The following is a 15,963-nucleotide window of genomic DNA, read 5'->3' as shown; positions in this document are numbered from 1 at the left end:
CGACGATCCTCACGGGGGGAGACCGTATGCGATGATCCTGGGGACGGTCGCCGCAGGAACCCGGTGCGATTCCGGGGCGGTCCCGCCACTGTGACCGGCCAGCGGGCCGGGAGCCAGAGCTTCGACGGCCGTTACGTGCCCGGCACGTGCCCTGTTCAGGCGGGCGAGGACACCCGCGCGTGGCGAAGGAGTTCGCTTGAGGCCGTATCCGTTCACCGCCGTCGTCGGGATGCCGGACCTCCGGCTCGGGCTGGTGCTCTCGGCGATCTCCCCGGCCATCGGCGGCGTGCTGGTGCGCGGCGAGAAGGGCACCGCGAAGTCGACGATGGTGCGCGCGCTGGCCGGGCTGCTGCCCGAGGTCGACGTCGTCGAGGGCTGCCGGTTCTCCTGCGACCCCGCCGCGCCCGACCCGAACTGCCCCGACGCGCCACACGACACCCGTGCGCTGCGCCGTCCCGCGCGACTGGTCGAACTGCCGGTCGGCGCGGCCGAGGACCGCGTGATCGGCTCGCTCAACCTGGAACGCGCGCTGACCGAGGGCGTCACCGACTTCCAGCCCGGCCTGCTCGCCGCCGCGCACCGCGGCCTGCTCTACGTCGACGAGGTCAACCTGCTGCACGACCACCTGGTCGACACGCTGCTCGACGCGGCGGCGATGGGTCGCGCGACCGTCGAGCGCGAGGGCGTGTCGGTGTCGCACGCGGCGCGGTTCGTGTTGATCGGCACCATGAACCCGGAGGAGGGCGAGCTGCGGCCGCAGCTGCTCGACCGGTTCGGGCTGACCGTCGAGGTCGCCGCGAGCCGCGATCCGGAGCAGCGCGCCGAGGTGATCCGCCGTCGGCTGGCTTACGAGGCGGATCCGGATGCGTTCGCCGCCCGGTTCGAGGACACCGACGCCCAGCTCGCGGCCGAGATCGCCGCGGCGCAGAAGCTCCTGCCGTCGGTCGAGCTGAGCGACGAGGCGTTGCGGCAGATCGCCGAGGTGTGCGCGGCGTTCGAGGTGGACGGGATGCGCGCGGACATCGTCACGGCCCGCACCGCGGTCGCCCACGCGGCGTGGAGCGGGCGCACCGAGGTGTCCACAGAGGACATCCGCGTCGCGGCGCGGCTCGCGTTGCCGCACCGGCGCCGCCGCAACCCGTTCGACGCGCCCGGGATCGACGAGGAACAGCTCGAACAGGCGCTGCGCGATGCCGAGCCGCCGGAGGACCCGGGTCCGCCGGACGACGACGGCCCCGGCTCCGGATCGGACACCCTCGACGGGAGCGGCCAACTCGGTGACCGGAACGGCGAACACGGTGACCGGAACGGCGAACACGGCGGTGAGCAGCGGGCCGTCGGCGCCGGAAAGCCGTACCGGGCCAGGATGTTCAGCGTCGCCGGTATCGGTGAGGGCGCGCACGGCAAGCGGTCCCGCGCGGTGACCGACGCGGGCCGGACCATCGGCGTCCGGCCGCCCGGCGCCCGCGAGGGACGGCCGCACCTGGTCGCGACCGTGCGGGCGGCCGCGCCGCACCAGCGCTCCCGCGGCCGCGACGGCGCCGGCCTCGTGCTCCGGCCCAGCGACCTGCGGTTCGCGCTGCGCGAGGGCCGCGAGGGCAACCTCGTGTTGTTCTGCGTCGACGCGTCCGGCTCGATGGGCGCGAAGTCGCGGATGCGGGAGGTCAAGGCCGCTGTCCTGTCCCTGCTGCTGGACGCCTACCAGCGGCGGGACAAGGTCGGACTGGTGACGTTCCGGGCGGGCGGCGCCGAGCTGGCGCTGCCGCCGACGATCAGCGTCGAGGCCGCCGCCACGCGGCTGGAGGGGTTGCCGACCGGCGGGCGGACCCCGCTCGCGGAAGGACTGCTGGAGGCCGCGCGCGTGCTGCGCGTCGAGGCGGTGCGGGACCCGCGCCGTCGCCCGCTGCTGGTCGTGGTCACCGACGGCCGCGCCACCAGCGGCGCGGACGCGGTCGCGCGCTCGCAGCAGGCCGCGGACATGCTGGCCGGGGCGGGCGTCGCGTCGGTGGTGATGGACTGCGAGACCGGGCGGATGCGGCTGGGGCTCGCAGCGGAACTGGCCGCGCGGCTGGGCGGCGAGCACGTGCCGCTGGGCGAGGTCGCCGCCGACACGCTGGCCACCGAGGTGCGCAGGAGGGCTGCCTGATGCCGCAGGGGAAACCGCTGGTCGTGCCGGACGACGGCCTCACCACGCGCCAGCGCCGCAACCGGCCGCTGCTCGCCGTGCACACCGGCGAGATGAAGGGCAAGTCCACCGCGGCGTTCGGGATGGCGCTGCGGGCGTGGAACCAGGGCTGGTCGGTCGGCGTGTTCCAGTTCGTCAAGTCGGCGAAGTGGAAGGTGGGCGAGGAGAACGCCTTCCGCGCGCTGGGCGCCCTGCACGAGAGCAGCGGTCAGGGCGGGCCGGTCGAGTGGCACAAGATGGGCGAAGGCTGGAGCTGGTCGCGTAAGCCGGGGTCGGACGAGGACCACGCCGCCAACGCGCGGGAGGGCTGGGCGGAGATCAAGCGCCGCCTCGCCGAGGAGCGCCACGACTTCTATGTGCTCGACGAGTTCACCTACCCGCTGCACTGGGGCTGGATCGACACCGCCGAGGTGGTCGCCGCGCTGCGCGACCGGCCGGGCCGCCAGCACGTGGTGATCACCGGCCGCAACGCGCCCGATGAGCTGATCGAAGCCGCCGACCTGGTGACGCACATGACGAAGGTCAAGCACCCGATGGACGCTGGGCAAAAGGGCCAGCGGGGCATCGAATGGTGAACCGCGTCGTCATCGCCGCGCCCGCGTCCGGGCACGGCAAGACGACGATCGCGACCGGGCTGATGGCCGCGTTGCGGGCGCGCGGGCTGGCGGTGTCCGGGCACAAGGTCGGGCCGGACTTCATCGACCCCGGCTACCACTCGCTCGCCACCGGGCGGCCGCCACGCAACCTCGATCCGTTCCTGCAGGGTGAAGATCTGCTCGCGCCGTTGCTGCGGCACGGGTCTGCGGGCGCGGACATCGCGGTGATCGAAGGCGTGATGGGCCTGTTCGACGGGCAGCTCGGCACCGAGGGCTACGCGTCGACGGCGCACGTCGCGCGGCTGCTGGGCGCGCCGGTGGTGCTCGTGGTGGACGCGTCGGCGGCGAGCCGCAGCGTCGCGGCGATGGTGCTCGGGTTCGCGCGGTACGAGCCGGGCGTCGAGATCGCGGGCGTCATCCTCAACAAGCTGGGGTCGCCGCGGCACGAGGAGGAGATCCGCGCGGCGCTGGTGCGCACCGGGATCCCCGTGCTGGGGGCGTTGCGGCGCAGCGACGACATCCACGCGCCGAGCAGGCACCTCGGGCTGGTGCCTGCCGCCGAACGGGACGCCGAGTCGCGGGAGCTGCTGCCGAAGCTGGCCGCGTGGGTGGCCGACGGCGTCGACCTGGAAGCGATCGTGCGGGTGGCGCGGTCGGCCGGTCCGCTGAGCGCGCCGGCGTGGGAGCCGACCGGGTCGTATTCGGGGCCGCGCCGGGTGGTCGCGGCGGCCGCGGGGCCGGCGTTCACGTTCCGGTACACCGAGACCGTCGAGTTGCTCGCGGCGTCCGGTGTGGACGTCGTCGACCTGGATCCGTTGCACGACAAGGCGCTTCCCGAGGGGTGCGCCGGGCTGTACTTCGGGGGCGGGTTCCCGGAGGTGCACGTCGAGGACCTGTCGGCGAACGAGCCGTTGCGCGAGGAGCTGGCCGCGGCGATCCGGAGCGGGATGCCGGTGGTGGCCGAGTGCGCCGGGTTGCTGTACCTGTGCCGGGAGCTGGACGGGCTGCCGATGGTGGGAGCGCTGGACGCGTCGGCGGAGATGACCAAGCGGGGCGCGCTCGGGTACCGGACCGCTTCCGCCGCGCGGGACCACCTGCTGGCCCGCGCCGGGGAGCGGGTGACCGGGCACGAGTTCCACCGGACCGTGGTGACGCCGCGGGCGGGCGCGGTGGCGGCGTGGGAATGGGACGGCGTCGCGGAAGGCTTCGCCTCGTACACGTTGCACGCGTCCTACCTGCACGTCCACTGGGCCGGGCACCCCGTGCTGGCCCACCGGTTCGCGGCGGCGGTGCACGCGCGTGGCTGACTACGACCTGCACCACCACGGGGATCGCGAGGTCGGGGACGGCCTGGTGGACCTGGCGGTGAACGTCCGGCTGCCGTCGCCGCCGCCGTGGCTGCGCGCGGAGCTGGCCGCGGCGCTGGAAGACCTGGCCGCTTATCCCGATCCGGGCGCGGCTGCCGAGGCGGTCGCCGAGAGGCACGGCCGGGACGTTTCGGACGTGCTGGTGACGGCGGGCGCGGCGGAGGCGTTCACGTTGCTGGCCAACGCCTTGCGGCCGCGGCACGCGGTGGTGGTGCACCCGCAGTTCACCGAGCCGGAGGCCGCCCTGCGCGCGGCCGGCCACGAGGTGGACCGCGTCGTGTTGTCCGCTTCGGACGGTTTCGTGCTGGGACCGGTGCCCGTGGACGCGGATCTGGTGTTCGTCGGCAACCCCACGAACCCGACTTCCGTGCTGCACCCGGCGTCCGCGTTGCGTGCGCTCGTGCGCCCTGGCCGGTTGCTCGTGGTGGACGAGGCGTTCCTGGACGCGGTGCCCGGTGAGCCGGAAAGCCTGGCGGGGGAACGGCTTCCGGGTGTGGTGGTGATCCGCAGCCTGACGAAGACGTGGGGCATCGCGGGCCTGCGCGCAGGCTACGTGCTGGCCGAACCGTCGCTTGTGGACACCCTGCGGGCCGTGCAGCCGCCGTGGTCGGTGTCGACGCTCGCCGCGCGGGCAGTGGTCGCCTGCATGCGGCCGTCGGCGCTGGACGAGGCGGACAAGCTCGCCGTGCGGGCGGAGCAGGACCGGGAACACCTGGTCGCCGGGCTGCGCTCGCTGGGCGTCGAGGTGGCAGGCGATCCGCGCGGACCGTTCGTGCTGGTGCGGATCCCGGGCGCGGCGGACCTGCGGCTGCGCCTGCGGACGGCGGGGTTCGCCGTCCGCCGCGGCGACACGTTCCCCGGCCTGGACGGCGACTGGCTGCGGATCGCGGTCCGGGAGCCCGCGGTGACCGACTCCTTCCTGGACGCGCTACGAGGCCTGCGCTGACCCCGGGATTCCCAGCAGCGCGAGGAAAGCGGCCGCCGCGGGCGTCGGGCCGGAGCGGCTCCACGCGACGTACTCGACGCGGGCCGGCGCGTCCGTGACCTCGATGGTGACCACCCCCGTCAGCTGGGGCACGTAGGCGGACGGGAGCATCGCCACGCCGAGGCCCTGCCGGACCATCCGCGCCAGCAGCGCCGCGTTGGTCACCTCGAAGGCGACGTCCCGGTCCAGGCCTGCTGCCGCGAACGCCTGGTCGCTCTGCATTCGGCCGGCTGTCGCCGCGGGCAGGTCCACGAACGTCTCGCCGGCGAGCCGCCTCAGGTCGACCGCCGGTTCGCCGGCGAGGGGGTGGTCCGGCGCGACGATCGCGACGTGGGTGTCCCTGGCGAGTTCGCGCGCGTGCACGCCCTCGGGCCGCGTGGTGGTGGGCAGCCCCAGGAACGCCACGTCGACCGCGCCATGCACCACCCGCTCGGTGAGTTCCTCGCTCGGGCTCACCCGGAGGCTGACCCGCACGTCCGGGTGGCGCTGGTGGAACTCCCGCAGTGCGGCCGGGATGTCCACCGCAGCGACGGTGGAGATCGACCCGACCGCGAGGCGCCCGCGGACCTCGCCGACCGCCGCGGCGACCTCGGCGGCCGCGCGCTCGGCCGCGTGCAGGCACTCCCGGGCGGCGGGCAGGAACGCGGCGCCCGCCGGGGTCAGCCGCACGCGCCGGCTGGTGCGCTCGAAGAGCCGGGCGCCCAGTTCCCGTTCCAGGCGCGCGATCTGCTGGCTCAGCGCGGACTGGACGACCAGGCAGCGCTGCGCGGCCCGGGTGAAGCTGTTCGTCTCCGCCACGGCGACGACGTAACGCATCTGCTGGAGCTCCATGGATCAATCATGGCGAGTGATCGATGGAATGACAAAGATGCGTTGGACTCATCGATCGAGGCGCGGAAGGCTTTGGGGCATGGTCATCCAAGAAGTGCGCCCGCTCTCGCCCGTGAGAGCGTGGTCGGGGGTCGCGGCGATCACCGCGAGCCTGTTCGTCTTCCTCACCACCGAGTTGATGCCGGTCGGCCTGCTCACGCCGCTCAGCACGAGCCTCGGCGTCACGGTGGGCGTCGCCGGGCTGATGGTCACCCTGCAGGGCGTTTCCGCCGGTCTCGGTGTGCCGTTCATCGTCGCGTGGACCCGGTGGGTCGACCGGCGCGTCCTGCTGTCCGCGCTGCTGGCTGTGCTGGCGCTGGGGAACCTGGTCACGTCCGTGTCGCCGAGCTACCCGCTGATCCTGGCGACGCGCCTGGTGATGGGGTTCGCCAGCGGCGTGTTCTGGGCCATCGGGGTGAGCATGGCGATGCGCATCGTGCCGGAACGCCACGCGAGCCGGGCGGCCGCGGTCGTGATGTCCGGCATCTCGATCGCCACGGTCGCCGGGATCCCGCTGGGGACCGTCGTGGAGAGCCTCACCGACTGGCGCACGACGTTCCTCATCTGGGCCGGGCTGAGCGTCCTGGTGTTCCTCGCGGTCGCCATCGTCGTGCCGTCACTGCCGTCGGCCAACGCGGTGCCCGTCCGGGAGGTGTTCGCGCTCCCGGTCCGGAACCTCCCGCTGCGCCGGGTGTTGTGCACCGTCGTGCTGTTCGTGCTCGGCCACTTCGGGGCGTACACGTTCGTCCGGCCCTACCTGGAGGAGAACGCCTCCGCTCCGCCGGTGTTCATCACCGTCGTGCTGATGGTCTTCGGCGCGGCGGGGGCGGTCGGGAACTTCGTCGCCGGGTACACCGTGAACCGGAGCCTGCGGGGCAGCTTCCTCGTCGGCTGCGCCGGACTCGTGGTGTCCATGTTGCTGCTGCTCACGATCGGCAGCGGGCCGGCGGGCGTGGTGGTCGCGATGGTCCTCTGGGGACTGTCGTTCGGCGCCGTGCAGCTGTGCCAGGTGAACATGACGCTCGCGGCCGCGCCGGAGACGTTCGAGGCCGCGATGTCGCTGAACACCATGGCCTACAACACGTTCATCGCGCTCGGCGCGCTGTTCGGCGGGCTGTTCGCCGACCACCTGGGCGTCACCAGCGTCGTCTGGTTCGGCGTGGCGCTGACGGCGGCCTCGCTGCTCCTCACGCTACGGCGCCAGCGCTAGCCAGGCCGCGGCGGCCGCGATCTCCACGCACGCGCCGAGCACGTCCCCGGTGATGCCGCCCAGCCGGGCGGTGCAGCGCCACAACACGAGCCCGGCCGCGGCGACGGCGGCCGCCACCGCGACGGGGCCACGCCACCACTCCAGCCCGGGCGCCAGGATGGCGAAACCGGCGGCGGCGCACAGGGTCGCCACTGTCCACGGCAGACGGATGCTGCCCGCGACGGCGGCGCCGAGGCCGTCGGGCCGGGCGGAGGGCACCCCGCGGGTGCAGCACAGCGCCAGCACCCAGCGGCTCACCAGCGTGCCGGCGGTGGCGGCCGTGACCCCATGCCCGGCGAAGATCGCGCCGCTGAGCGCTCCACACTGGACGATCAGCACGAGGATCAGCGTGGCGACGCCGGTGGGACCCGAGTCGCCGCGGCGCATGATCTCCAGGGCGCGCTCGCGGTCAAAGGACGCGCCGAGGCCGTCCGCGGTGTCGGCGAGGCCGTCGAGGTGCAGCCCCCGGCTGGCCAGGCCCACCGCGCCGACCGCGAGCCCCGCCACGGCGATCGCGGGCAGCCCGAGCGCGTCCCCCGCGAGGACGACGAGCCCGGCCAGCACGGCGAGCGGCACCGCGGCGAGCGGCGCCAGCAGCATCGCCCTGCCCGCGACGCGCCGGTCGATGGTGCGCGGCGCGGGGACGGGGAGGGCGGTCAGGGTGCCGAGCGCCATCCGCAGCGCATCGCCGATCACGGCCGGCCTCCCGCGAGCCGCCGGCGCGTGATCCGGCGGAGCCGGGCGAGCCTGCATCCGGCGAGGTCGCGAAGCTCAGGCAAGGTCGACCAGCAGACCCATGTCCGCGATGATCGCCCGGGCGGCGCGCAGGGTGGGGATCGCCTGGACCGCTCCGCTGCCCTCGCCCAGCCGCAGGCCCAGGTCGACGATCGGCGTCAGCCCGAGCGCCTTCAACGCGACCGCCTGCGAGGGCTCTGTCGACCGGTGCCCGGCCAGCCACCACCGCACCGCCTCCGGCGCGATCTCCGCGGCCACCACCGCCGCCGCGGCGGAGAACACCCCGTCCAGCAGCACCGGCACCCCGCGGACGGCGCCCTGCACCAGGAAACCGGCCGTCGCGGCGGCACACGCGCTGCCCAGCGCCGTGAGCAGCTCGAACGGGTCCGACACCCGCTCCCCGGCCCGCTCCACGGCGGCCCGGACCACCGCGACCTTCCGCGCGCGCCCAGCCTCGTCGACACCCGTCCCGGTGCCGACGACCTCTTCGGCGGGCACCCCGAGCGCCGCGGCGACCAGGGCCGCCGCCACCGCGGTGTTGCCGATCCCCATGTCACCGGGGATGAGCAGGTCCGCGCCGTCGTCCACCTCGGCGTCGGCGACCCGGCGGCCGACCTCGAAGGCACGCGCCGCCTCGCCTGGTTCCAGCGCGTCCTCGGCCTCGATCGACCCGGAACCGCGCCGGACCTTCCACGCCCGCACCTCGGCCGGCACGTCGGACAGGTCGTCGTCGACCGCGATGTCCAGCACCCGGACCCCCGCGCCGACCTCGCGGGCCAGCACGTTGACCCCGCTCTTGCCTGCCAGGAACACCCGCACCATCGCCGCGGTCACCTCACGCGGGTACGCCGACAGCCGGCTCACGCCGTGGTCCCCGGCGAACACGACCACCCGCGGCCGCTCGATCGGCGGCGGCGGGACCTGCCCGGACGCGGCGCACAGCCACGCGGCGAGCTCTTCCAGCCGCCCCAGCGCGCCGACGGGTTTGACCAGCGCGTCCAGCCGTTCCAGTGCGGCGGCGTGCGCGGCCGCGTCCGGTGCGGGGATGTCGAAGCTGGTCACAGCCGAGCCCTTTCGTCGAGGTGCAGGACGCGCCCCGCCACCACCAGCTGGACGCTGTCCGCCTGGGCCGCGACGCGGTCGTTGAGCGCCCCCAGCACATCACGGAACAGCCGTCCGGAGGCTGTCGCGGGCACCACACCCATGCCGACCTCGTTGGTCACCGCCACGATCGGCACGTGCGCGATCCGCCACGCCTCGAGGAACTCCTCCATCCGCTCGTCCAGCCGCAGTTCCCAGCCGTTCTTCGCGTCCCACGCGCCGACGTCGCCGAGCACCCGCGTGACCCAGGTGCCGAGGCAGTCGATCAGCAGCGGCCGCGACGCCTTCCGGACCGTCGTGGCGAGGTCACCGGTTTCGACCGTGCGCCAGTTCGCCGGTCTGCGGGCCTGGTGCAGCGCGATCCGCGCCGCCCATTCGGGATCGTCGCCGGTGGGCACCGGGCCTGGCGCGACGTAGACGACTTCGGGATGGCGGGCCATCAGACGCTCCGCGTGGCGCGACTTGCCCGAGCGGACCCCGCCCAGGACCAGCACCTTCGCCTCGTCGTCCCCGTACCGGCGGAGCAGCCGGGCGGCGGCCTCCAATGAGGCGGCCAGCCGCTGGGTCAGCTTGGTCATACCCGGCATTGTCGTGCACGGGCTACCGTCCCGTGTGTGGTGTATGCAAGATCGTTGACCGCGGTCGGCCTCGTGGCCGGATACGCGCTGGACGCGGCCTTCGGTGATCCGCGCCGCGGGCATCCGGTCGCCCTGTTCGGGCGCGCGGCGAAGGCGCTGGAGCAACGCGTCTGGGCCGATTCGCGGGCCCGCGGCGCCGCATACGCTGTGACCTGCGTCGGTGCTGCGGCTGGGCTCGGCGTTCTCGCCCAGGCCGCCGCCCGGCGGCCGTTCGCCCGCGTCGCGGTGACGGCGCTCGCCACGTGGACCGTGCTCGGCGGCCGGGGCCTGGCGGCGGAAGGGGAGGCGATGGCCGTCCGGCTCGAATCGGGCGACGTGCCCGCGGCCCGGCAGCGGCTGGGGCACCTGTGCGGCCGCGATGCCTCCGAACTGGACGAACCGGGCCTGGCCAGGGCCGCGGCCGAGTCGATCGCCGAGAACACCAGCGACGCCGTCGTCGCGCCGCTGGTGTGGGGCGCGGTGGCCGGGGTGCCGGGGCTGCTCGGGTACCGGGCGCTCAACACCCTCGACGCGATGGTCGGGCACCGCACGCCGCGCTTCGAGCGGTTCGGCTGGGCCGCCGCGCGCGGTGACGACCTCGCCAACCTGCTGCCCGCCCGCCTCGGCGCGCTCGCCACCGCCGCGTGCGCGCGCGTGGTGGGCGGCCGCCCTGGCCGGTCGCTCGCGGTGTGGCGGCGCGATGCCGCGCGGCACCCGAGCCCGAACGCCGGGCAGATCGAGGCCGCCTTCGCGGGCGCGCTCGGCGTGCGGCTGGGCGGCGTCAACACCTACGCCGGCCGGGTCGAGGACCGGGGCGCGCTCGGCGACGGCCCGGCACCGGGCGCGGGCGACCTGCGGCGCGCCGTCCGGTTGTCCCGCGCGGTCGGGCTGGCGGCGCTAGCGCTGGCCGCGGCGGTGGCGCGATGAGGGGCCTGCTGGTCGCCGGGACCACTTCGGACGCCGGGAAGAGCCTGGTCACCGCGGGCATCTGCCGGTGGCTCGCGCGCCGCGGGCTGCGGGTAGCGCCGTTCAAGGCGCAGAACATGTCGAACAACTCGATGGTCTGCGCCGACGGCGCGGAGATCGGGCGCGCGCAGTGGTTGCAGGCGGTCGCGGCCGGGGTGGAGCCGGAGGCCGCGATGAACCCGGTGCTGCTGAAACCGGGCAGTGACCGGCGCAGCCACGTCATCGCGCTCGGCAAGCCGTTCGGGACGCTGGAAGCCGGCGAGTTCGCCACCGGCCGCCGCGAGCTGGCGCGCATCGCCTTCGAGGCTTTCGACGAGCTGCGCACGCGGTTCGACGTCGTGGTGTGCGAGGGCGCGGGCAGCCCGGCCGAGATCAACCTGCGCCAGGGCGACTACGTGAACATGGGGCTGGCGCGGCGGTTCGGGCTGCCGGTCGTGGTGGTCGGCGACATCGACCGCGGCGGCGTGCTGGCCGCGATGTACGGCACGGTCGCGTTGCTGGAGCCCGCGGACCAGGCGCTGCTCGCCGGCTGGGTGGTGAACAAGTTCCGCGGTGACGAGGCGTTGCTGCGGCCGGGCCTGGACCGGATCGCGGAGCTGACGCACCGGCCGGTGCTGGGGGTGCTGCCCTGGTTGGACGGGGTGTGGATCGACTCGGAGGACGCGCTCGCCGCGGCGGGCTGGCGGCACGAGCAGCAGGCCACCGGCGGTCTGCGGGTTGCCGTGGTGCGGTTCCCGCGCGCGTCGAACGCGACCGACGTGGACGCACTCGCCGCCGAGCCGGGCGTAACGGTCACGCTGACCGCGGACCCCGACACCGTGCGGGCCGCGGACCTGGTGGTGCTGCCGGGAACGCGCGCCACGGTGGGGGATCTGCGGTGGCTGCGGGAGCGCGGCTTGGAGCCGGCGCTGACCGCGCGCGCCGCCGCGGGGCGGCCGGTGCTGGGGATCTGCGGTGGCTACCAGATGCTGGCGGAGACCATTGTGGACGATGTCGAGTCGGGCGCGGGCACGGTGCCGGGGCTGGGTCTGCTGCCGACGCGCGTGTCGTTCAGCGTGGAGAAGGTGCTCGGCAGGCCGGTCGCGCGGTGGCGCGGGCACGCGGTCGCCGCGTACGAGATCCACCACGGCAGCGCGACGCCGACCGGGGAGGCCGAACCGTTCCTGGACGGCTGGCGCCGCGGCGCGGTGTGGGGCACGACCTGGCACGGCACCCTGGACAACGACGGTTTCCGCCGGGCGTGGCTGACGGAGGCGGCGGCGCAGGCCGGGGTGAGTTGGTCGCCGACCGCGGACGCGCCCGGTTTCGCCACCCTGCGCGAGTCGATGCTGGACCGGCTCGCGGACGCCGTCGAGGAGCGCCTGGACACGGATGCCTTGCTGCGGTTGATCGAGCGTGGGGCGCCGGAGGGGCTGCCCGGCGTGGGGTGAGTGGTGCTCGCCCGCGGGGCTGGCGCCGCGGCGCCTGGTGTGAGCGTGGCTTGCCCGCGGTGCTGGCACCGGGGTTCGGCTGGGCGGGTGTGGTCGAGCGACGGCTGCGGCGGTTCGGGCGCGGCCTGCCGGGCGGTGCCAGCGCGGGCTGGACGCGGCCAGCGGGTTTCAGCTCAGACGAGCGTCACCCGCACGCCCTCGAGTTCGAAGGCCGACACCAGGCTCGGCTCGGCGGCCGTGTCGGTGATCAGCAGGTCGATGTCGAGCGTCGGGCAGATGCGGGCGAACGCGTAGGCGCCCAGTTTCGAGCTGTCGGTCACCACCACGACCTTCTTCGCGCGGTGCGCCAGCAGCTTGTTGATCGCCGCCTCGGATTCGTGGTGCGCGTAGGCGCCCCGCAGCGGGTCGACCGCGTCCACGCCGATGAACGTCAGGTCGAGGCTGACCTCCTCCAGCACCATGCCGGCCAGGTGCCCGGTCAGCTCGAACGACTGCGGCCGCGCCACCCCGCCGGTGCTGACCAGCCGGATGCTCTGCCGCACGGTCAGCTCGTGCGCGATGTTCACCGCGTTCGTCACCACCGTCAGCACCGGCGAACTGCCGCGGTCGTTGAAATCCGGACGGCTGGCGATCGCCCTGCTGACCTCGGTCGTGGTGGTGCCGCCGTTGAACCCGATCACCATTCCCCGATCAACCAGCCGGGCCGCGGCCTCGGCGATGCGGCGCTTTTCCACCGAGTGCCGGTCGGCGTGGTTGCGGCCGGGGAGGTTGTAGGCGACGTTGGCGGCCACGGCGCCGCCCCGGGCTCTGGTGAGCAATTGGCGGCCTGCCAAATGATCGAGGTCGCGCCGGATCGTGGCGGGGGAAACGCTCAGTTTCGCCGCCGCCTGGTCCACCTCGATCCGCCCCTGCTGCCCGATCATTTCGAGCAGCGTGTTCAGCCGCTCATGCCTGTCCACGCATCAGTAATACCGCCTCGCGCGCGACTTGGAAACCCGATCACGACGACAGCCCCGCCGGGCGGAATCCGGTGGGCTGTCGGAATTTCACTCACAGACTCCGCAGAAAGGCGAGTGATGGCATGAAGAAATACTCGCCGCCCTTCATGGTGACCGCCTGTGGAATGGGAATCGGTCGCCTCGACGACGTTGTTGTGACCCCATTCCGGCGCGTATTTCTGCGGCGCCCGCGCGCCCTGCCCGATGACCGGATCGAGACCCGGCCGCGAACCGTCCGGCGGGAACGGGAACGCGGGGTTGTCCGCCCAGATCTGCTGCGTGAACTCGAACTGGTTGCCCAGGTTCGAGTTGAAGGCCATGAACAGCAGGCCGACGTCCTTCGCCGGGCGCAGTCGCGGCGGCAGGTCCGCGTTCGGGTCGTCGCGGCGGCGGCCGTAGGTCTGGCCGCGCCGGGCCATCAGGTGCTTGCGCTCGCCCTCCGGCGCCTCCGCGCCACCCGAACCACGCGGGTTGGTCTTGCGGATGTGGGCGTGGAACGGGCACTTCTGGCCCAGTTTGTCGCTGTCGTAGCTGAAGTCGTTGCCGACCGGGTGGTGTGAGCCAGGCGCGCTCTGCACGGTCAGCGGGGTGCCGTCCTCGAACCGGCCGATCAGCATCGCGCCTGCCCGTTCCCGGTCCTCGCCGTGCAGCCCGAGGTCGCGCTCGGCCTCCTTGAACAGCCGGACGTTCTGCTCCAGCTTGCGGAACACGAAGTAGCTTCCGAAGTGGACGGTCGGGTCCGGCGCGGCCGGGTCGGGCACGAGGACCTGCTCCAGCGGCGCCGAGGGGGCCCAGTCGTTGACGCCGTCGGTGGTGTCCCGCTCGGTGTCGACGTCCTCGGTGAGGAACAGCGGCTGGCTGCGCCCGTCGACGTAGCCGAAGTGCTCGATGCCGTCGCCGTTGGCGTTGGCGAGCCCGAGGCCGGACTCCTCGCCCAGCACGCTCACCGACGCCGGGCGCAGCGCCTCGATCTGGCGGCGGAGGGTGCGGACCGGTCCGGCGGTCGCGTCGCCGAGGAGGAGCACGGCGTCGATCGTCTGCTGGTAGTTGCCCTCCCACTCGGTGACGGCCGGGTCGGCCGGCGCCGTGACGCCGAGCGTGGCGTAGCCGTGCGCGGTCAGGCCGACGCCGAGGTAGGGCGTGCCGCCTGTCTTCGTGAGCTTGTGCGCCTCGACTTCCTGCAGGTGGGTCTGGGCGGACTTCATCCGCCCGGACAGGCCGTTCAGAAAGGCGCGGGCTTCGGCGGGGTCGCCGAAGCCGAGGAACAGCACGGTGAGGCGATCCCGGACGTGCGCCTTCAGGATGTCTGGCTTTACCCCAGTCACGGTGGCGGCGCCGCGAGGCCCCTGTCGTGTGCGGCGCCGTCACCTGCCCCTAAGTCGCGCTGAGTGGCGGCCAAGTACGGATCGGGCGGGTTTTCACCCGATCGGCTCAGGGGCCGAACGGGTCCGTGTCACTCTCCAGGCGCGCGCAGCCGGTCCAGGTCGGCGCTCGTCCACGTGTCCGGCCCGGGTTCGAGGTAGGTCTGCGTGATCGCGACCAGGCCGAGCGCGGGCAGCGACCAGTCGCCCGCGGCCCCGGCGATCGTGGCCGCGGTGCGCTGCTCCGCCAGTTCCGGCGTGGTGGTCGCCTTCGTGATCAGGCCACGCACCAGCGCGTTGCCGAGGTGGGCGATGGTCTCGAACGACACGCCTGCCGGGCGCAGCCCGAGCAGGTCCGCCACCCCGCGGTGGCTGCGCGCGATCCGGGTGGTGAACGTGCGCTCCGAAGTCGGCCAGCGCCGCGACGACCTGGTCGCGGAGGTCCCCGTCGGGAAGGCCGGCCGCGGTCGCGGTCAGGGCCAGGTAGGTCTGCCACACCGGCGAGCCGAGCAGGTGCCGGAAGTCCTGGAAGGCGGTCTCGCGAACCAGTTCGGCCGTGGCGGCACGGCGGCCGTCCGGAGTGGTGAGCGCGTCCAGCCGAGCCAGGAGGATCCGCCGGACCAGGACGCCTGCCGCCTCCCCGCCCGTCGCGCCGAGCGGCGCCTGGCCGCGGGCGAGTTCGAGGAGGAGGTCGCCGAGGAAGGCCTCCCTGTTCGGCCACTTCCGGTACACCGCGCTGCGGGCGACGCCGGCCTGGCGGATCAGCTCCGCGAACGGGAGGTGGTCCAGGCCGACCGTCAGGCCGGTGCGGCCCACGGCCTCGGCCGCGGTGGTCAGCATGCGTCGCTGCGTCTCCTGGTCGGACAGGCGTGGCCGGCGCCGCCCGCCGAAGGCGGCTGTCGATTCGGGTTGCACTGAACACCTCCTTTGAGACGCGATATCCCAAGTCTCAAACTTTCGGCGAAGGGGGATGGCGTGACGGTGGAGCTGACGCGGACCGGGAAGGCGAACCGGGCAGCCGCGGCGCTGTGGGCGGGGCTGGTCCTGCAGCTGGGCACGATCGCGGCGGCAGTCGCCTGGGCGGATTCGCTGGCGGAGCACCTGCGCGGGGTGTACGCGGCTTACCGGCCGGACGGGGCCGGCCAGGCCGCGACGCTGGTCACCGCGTACCTGGTGACGGTAGGGGTGCTGGGCGCGCTCGGCTGGCTCGGGACGGTGTGGGCGCACCGCCGCGGCCGCCGCTGGACGTGGCCGCTGGCCGTGACGCTGCTGATGCTCGGCACGGCTGGCGGTGACGAACCTGACGATCACCGAGTACCGCGGGCAGTCGGTGCCGCCGTGGCTCGGCCTCGTGGGGCTGGCGCCGTCGATCCCGGGGCTGGTGGCGGTGGTGCTGCTCCGCCGTGAGCGCGACGCTTGACGGTGGTGGAATTCGCGCCGTCGAATGCAGAACTCGCCACGCTGAACGTAGAACTCGCGTGCGTGAGCGTGGGGCTCGCGAAG

16 protein-coding genes and 1 riboswitch are annotated in these 15,963 nt (G+C 73.9%); of the genes, 9 read left to right on the top strand and 7 right to left on the bottom strand.

Annotated features, from left to right (window positions below; all coding sequences use genetic code 11):
* Positions 1-55 precede the first annotated feature (55 nt).
* A riboswitch (cobalamin riboswitch) is annotated at positions 56-115 on the top strand.
* A gap of 81 nt (positions 116-196) precedes the next feature.
* From AMETH_RS27355 to cobC, 4 genes are read left to right on the top strand one after another with little or no spacing between them, the layout of a single operon-like run.
* Complete coding sequence (locus AMETH_RS27355; protein WP_017984389.1) at positions 197-2,146, top strand: putative cobaltochelatase; 1,950 nt, start codon at positions 197-199, stop codon at positions 2,144-2,146.
* A complete protein-coding gene (cobO, locus tag AMETH_RS27350) occupies positions 2,146-2,760 on the top strand; it encodes a cob(I)yrinic acid a,c-diamide adenosyltransferase (RefSeq protein WP_017984388.1) in 615 nt (204 codons plus the stop codon). Before AMETH_RS27355 ends, cobO begins: the two co-directional genes overlap by 1 nt.
* The gene (locus AMETH_RS27345) at positions 2,754-4,088 is read left to right on the top strand and encodes a cobyrinic acid a,c-diamide synthase CobB (RefSeq protein WP_017984387.1); all 1,335 of its coding nucleotides are present in this window, start codon (positions 2,754-2,756) and stop codon (positions 4,086-4,088) included. Before cobO ends, AMETH_RS27345 begins: the two co-directional genes overlap by 7 nt.
* Positions 4,081-5,094 carry an Rv2231c family histidinol phosphate aminotransferase CobC gene (cobC, locus tag AMETH_RS27340; protein WP_017984386.1) on the top strand — a complete coding sequence of 338 codons (1,014 nt, stop codon included), beginning with the start codon at positions 4,081-4,083 and terminating at the stop codon, positions 5,092-5,094. Before AMETH_RS27345 ends, cobC begins: the two co-directional genes overlap by 8 nt.
* Here the strand turns inward: cobC and AMETH_RS27335 are convergent.
* Positions 5,077-5,964, bottom strand: a complete 888-nt coding sequence (locus AMETH_RS27335) for a LysR family transcriptional regulator (RefSeq protein ID WP_017984385.1) — start codon at positions 5,962-5,964, stop codon at positions 5,077-5,079. The genes cobC and AMETH_RS27335 overlap by 18 nt on opposite strands.
* Positions 5,965-6,076: 112 nt before the next feature.
* Here AMETH_RS27335 and AMETH_RS27330 point away from each other — a divergent pair, with 112 nt between their 5' ends.
* Positions 6,077-7,213 (top strand): MFS transporter, encoded by a 1,137-nt coding sequence (locus tag AMETH_RS27330; RefSeq protein WP_223842947.1) that lies wholly within the window; start codon positions 6,077-6,079, stop codon positions 7,211-7,213.
* Here the strand turns inward: AMETH_RS27330 and AMETH_RS27325 are convergent.
* The 3 genes from AMETH_RS27325 to cobU form a co-directional block, all read right to left on the bottom strand.
* Positions 7,196-7,948 carry an adenosylcobinamide-GDP ribazoletransferase gene (locus AMETH_RS27325; protein WP_017984383.1) on the bottom strand — a complete coding sequence of 251 codons (753 nt, stop codon included), beginning with the start codon at positions 7,946-7,948 and terminating at the stop codon, positions 7,196-7,198. The two genes, AMETH_RS27330 and AMETH_RS27325, sit on opposite strands and share 18 nt — an antisense overlap.
* A 75-nt stretch (positions 7,949-8,023) precedes the next feature.
* Entirely contained in the window at positions 8,024-9,049 is a 1,026-nt protein-coding gene (gene cobT, locus AMETH_RS27320; RefSeq protein WP_017984382.1) for a nicotinate-nucleotide--dimethylbenzimidazole phosphoribosyltransferase, read from the bottom strand.
* Positions 9,046-9,666, bottom strand: coding sequence for a bifunctional adenosylcobinamide kinase/adenosylcobinamide-phosphate guanylyltransferase (gene cobU, locus AMETH_RS27315; protein WP_017984381.1), 621 nt, complete (start codon positions 9,664-9,666; stop codon positions 9,046-9,048). The genes cobT and cobU overlap by 4 nt, the downstream gene beginning before the upstream one ends.
* A 36-nt stretch (positions 9,667-9,702) precedes the next feature.
* Between cobU and AMETH_RS27310 the strand changes: the two genes are divergently transcribed.
* Positions 9,703-10,632, top strand: coding sequence for a cobalamin biosynthesis protein (locus tag AMETH_RS27310; RefSeq protein WP_051079449.1), 930 nt, complete (start codon positions 9,703-9,705; stop codon positions 10,630-10,632).
* Entirely contained in the window at positions 10,629-12,101 is a 1,473-nt protein-coding gene (locus AMETH_RS27305) for a cobyric acid synthase (RefSeq protein WP_017984379.1), read from the top strand. The genes AMETH_RS27310 and AMETH_RS27305 overlap by 4 nt, the downstream gene beginning before the upstream one ends.
* Positions 12,102-12,274: 173 nt before the next feature.
* On the opposite strand, the gene AMETH_RS27300 is transcribed toward AMETH_RS27305, so the two are convergent.
* From AMETH_RS27300 to AMETH_RS36100, 3 genes are all read right to left on the bottom strand, one after another.
* The gene (locus AMETH_RS27300; RefSeq protein WP_017984378.1) at positions 12,275-13,060 is read right to left on the bottom strand and encodes a DeoR/GlpR family DNA-binding transcription regulator; all 786 of its coding nucleotides are present in this window, start codon (positions 13,058-13,060) and stop codon (positions 12,275-12,277) included.
* On the bottom strand, positions 13,039-14,424 hold the full coding sequence (locus AMETH_RS27295; RefSeq protein ID WP_223842946.1) for a Dyp-type peroxidase: 1,386 nt from the start codon (positions 14,422-14,424) through the stop codon (positions 13,039-13,041). Before AMETH_RS27295 ends, AMETH_RS27300 begins: the two co-directional genes overlap by 22 nt.
* Before the next feature lie 128 nt (positions 14,425-14,552).
* Complete coding sequence (locus tag AMETH_RS36100; RefSeq protein WP_017984377.1) at positions 14,553-14,822, bottom strand: hypothetical protein; 270 nt, start codon at positions 14,820-14,822, stop codon at positions 14,553-14,555.
* Between the two features lie 34 nt (positions 14,823-14,856).
* On the opposite strand from AMETH_RS36100, the gene AMETH_RS36095 reads away from it, so the two are divergent.
* Both AMETH_RS36095 and AMETH_RS27285 read left to right on the top strand, forming a co-directional pair.
* On the top strand, positions 14,857-15,378 hold the full coding sequence (locus tag AMETH_RS36095; protein WP_156131733.1) for a hypothetical protein: 522 nt from the start codon (positions 14,857-14,859) through the stop codon (positions 15,376-15,378).
* Between the two features lie 57 nt (positions 15,379-15,435).
* Complete coding sequence (locus AMETH_RS27285) at positions 15,436-15,867, top strand: hypothetical protein (RefSeq protein WP_026153423.1); 432 nt, start codon at positions 15,436-15,438, stop codon at positions 15,865-15,867.
* The last annotated feature ends 96 nt before the right edge of the window (positions 15,868-15,963 follow it).

It is taken from the genome of Amycolatopsis methanolica 239, from assembly GCF_000739085.1.
Lineage (GTDB): Bacteria > Actinomycetota > Actinomycetes > Mycobacteriales > Pseudonocardiaceae > Amycolatopsis_E > Amycolatopsis_E methanolica.
The sequence above is the reverse complement of the archived record's forward strand: the minus strand, read 5'-3'. Positions and strand labels throughout refer to the sequence as shown.

Coding starts and splice junctions, on each gene's coding strand:
- AMETH_RS27335 (WP_017984385.1), bottom strand. CDS start 5,964: ATGGAGCTCCAGCAGATGCGTTACGTCGTCGCCGTGGCGGAGACGAAC.
- cobU (WP_017984381.1), bottom strand. CDS start 9,666: ATGACCAAGCTGACCCAGCGGCTGGCCGCCTCATTGGAGGCCGCCGCC.
- cobO (WP_017984388.1), top strand. CDS start 2,146: ATGCCGCAGGGGAAACCGCTGGTCGTGCCGGACGACGGCCTCACCACG.
- AMETH_RS27345 (WP_017984387.1), top strand. CDS start 2,754: ATGGTGAACCGCGTCGTCATCGCCGCGCCCGCGTCCGGGCACGGCAAG.
- AMETH_RS27305 (WP_017984379.1), top strand. CDS start 10,629: ATGAGGGGCCTGCTGGTCGCCGGGACCACTTCGGACGCCGGGAAGAGC.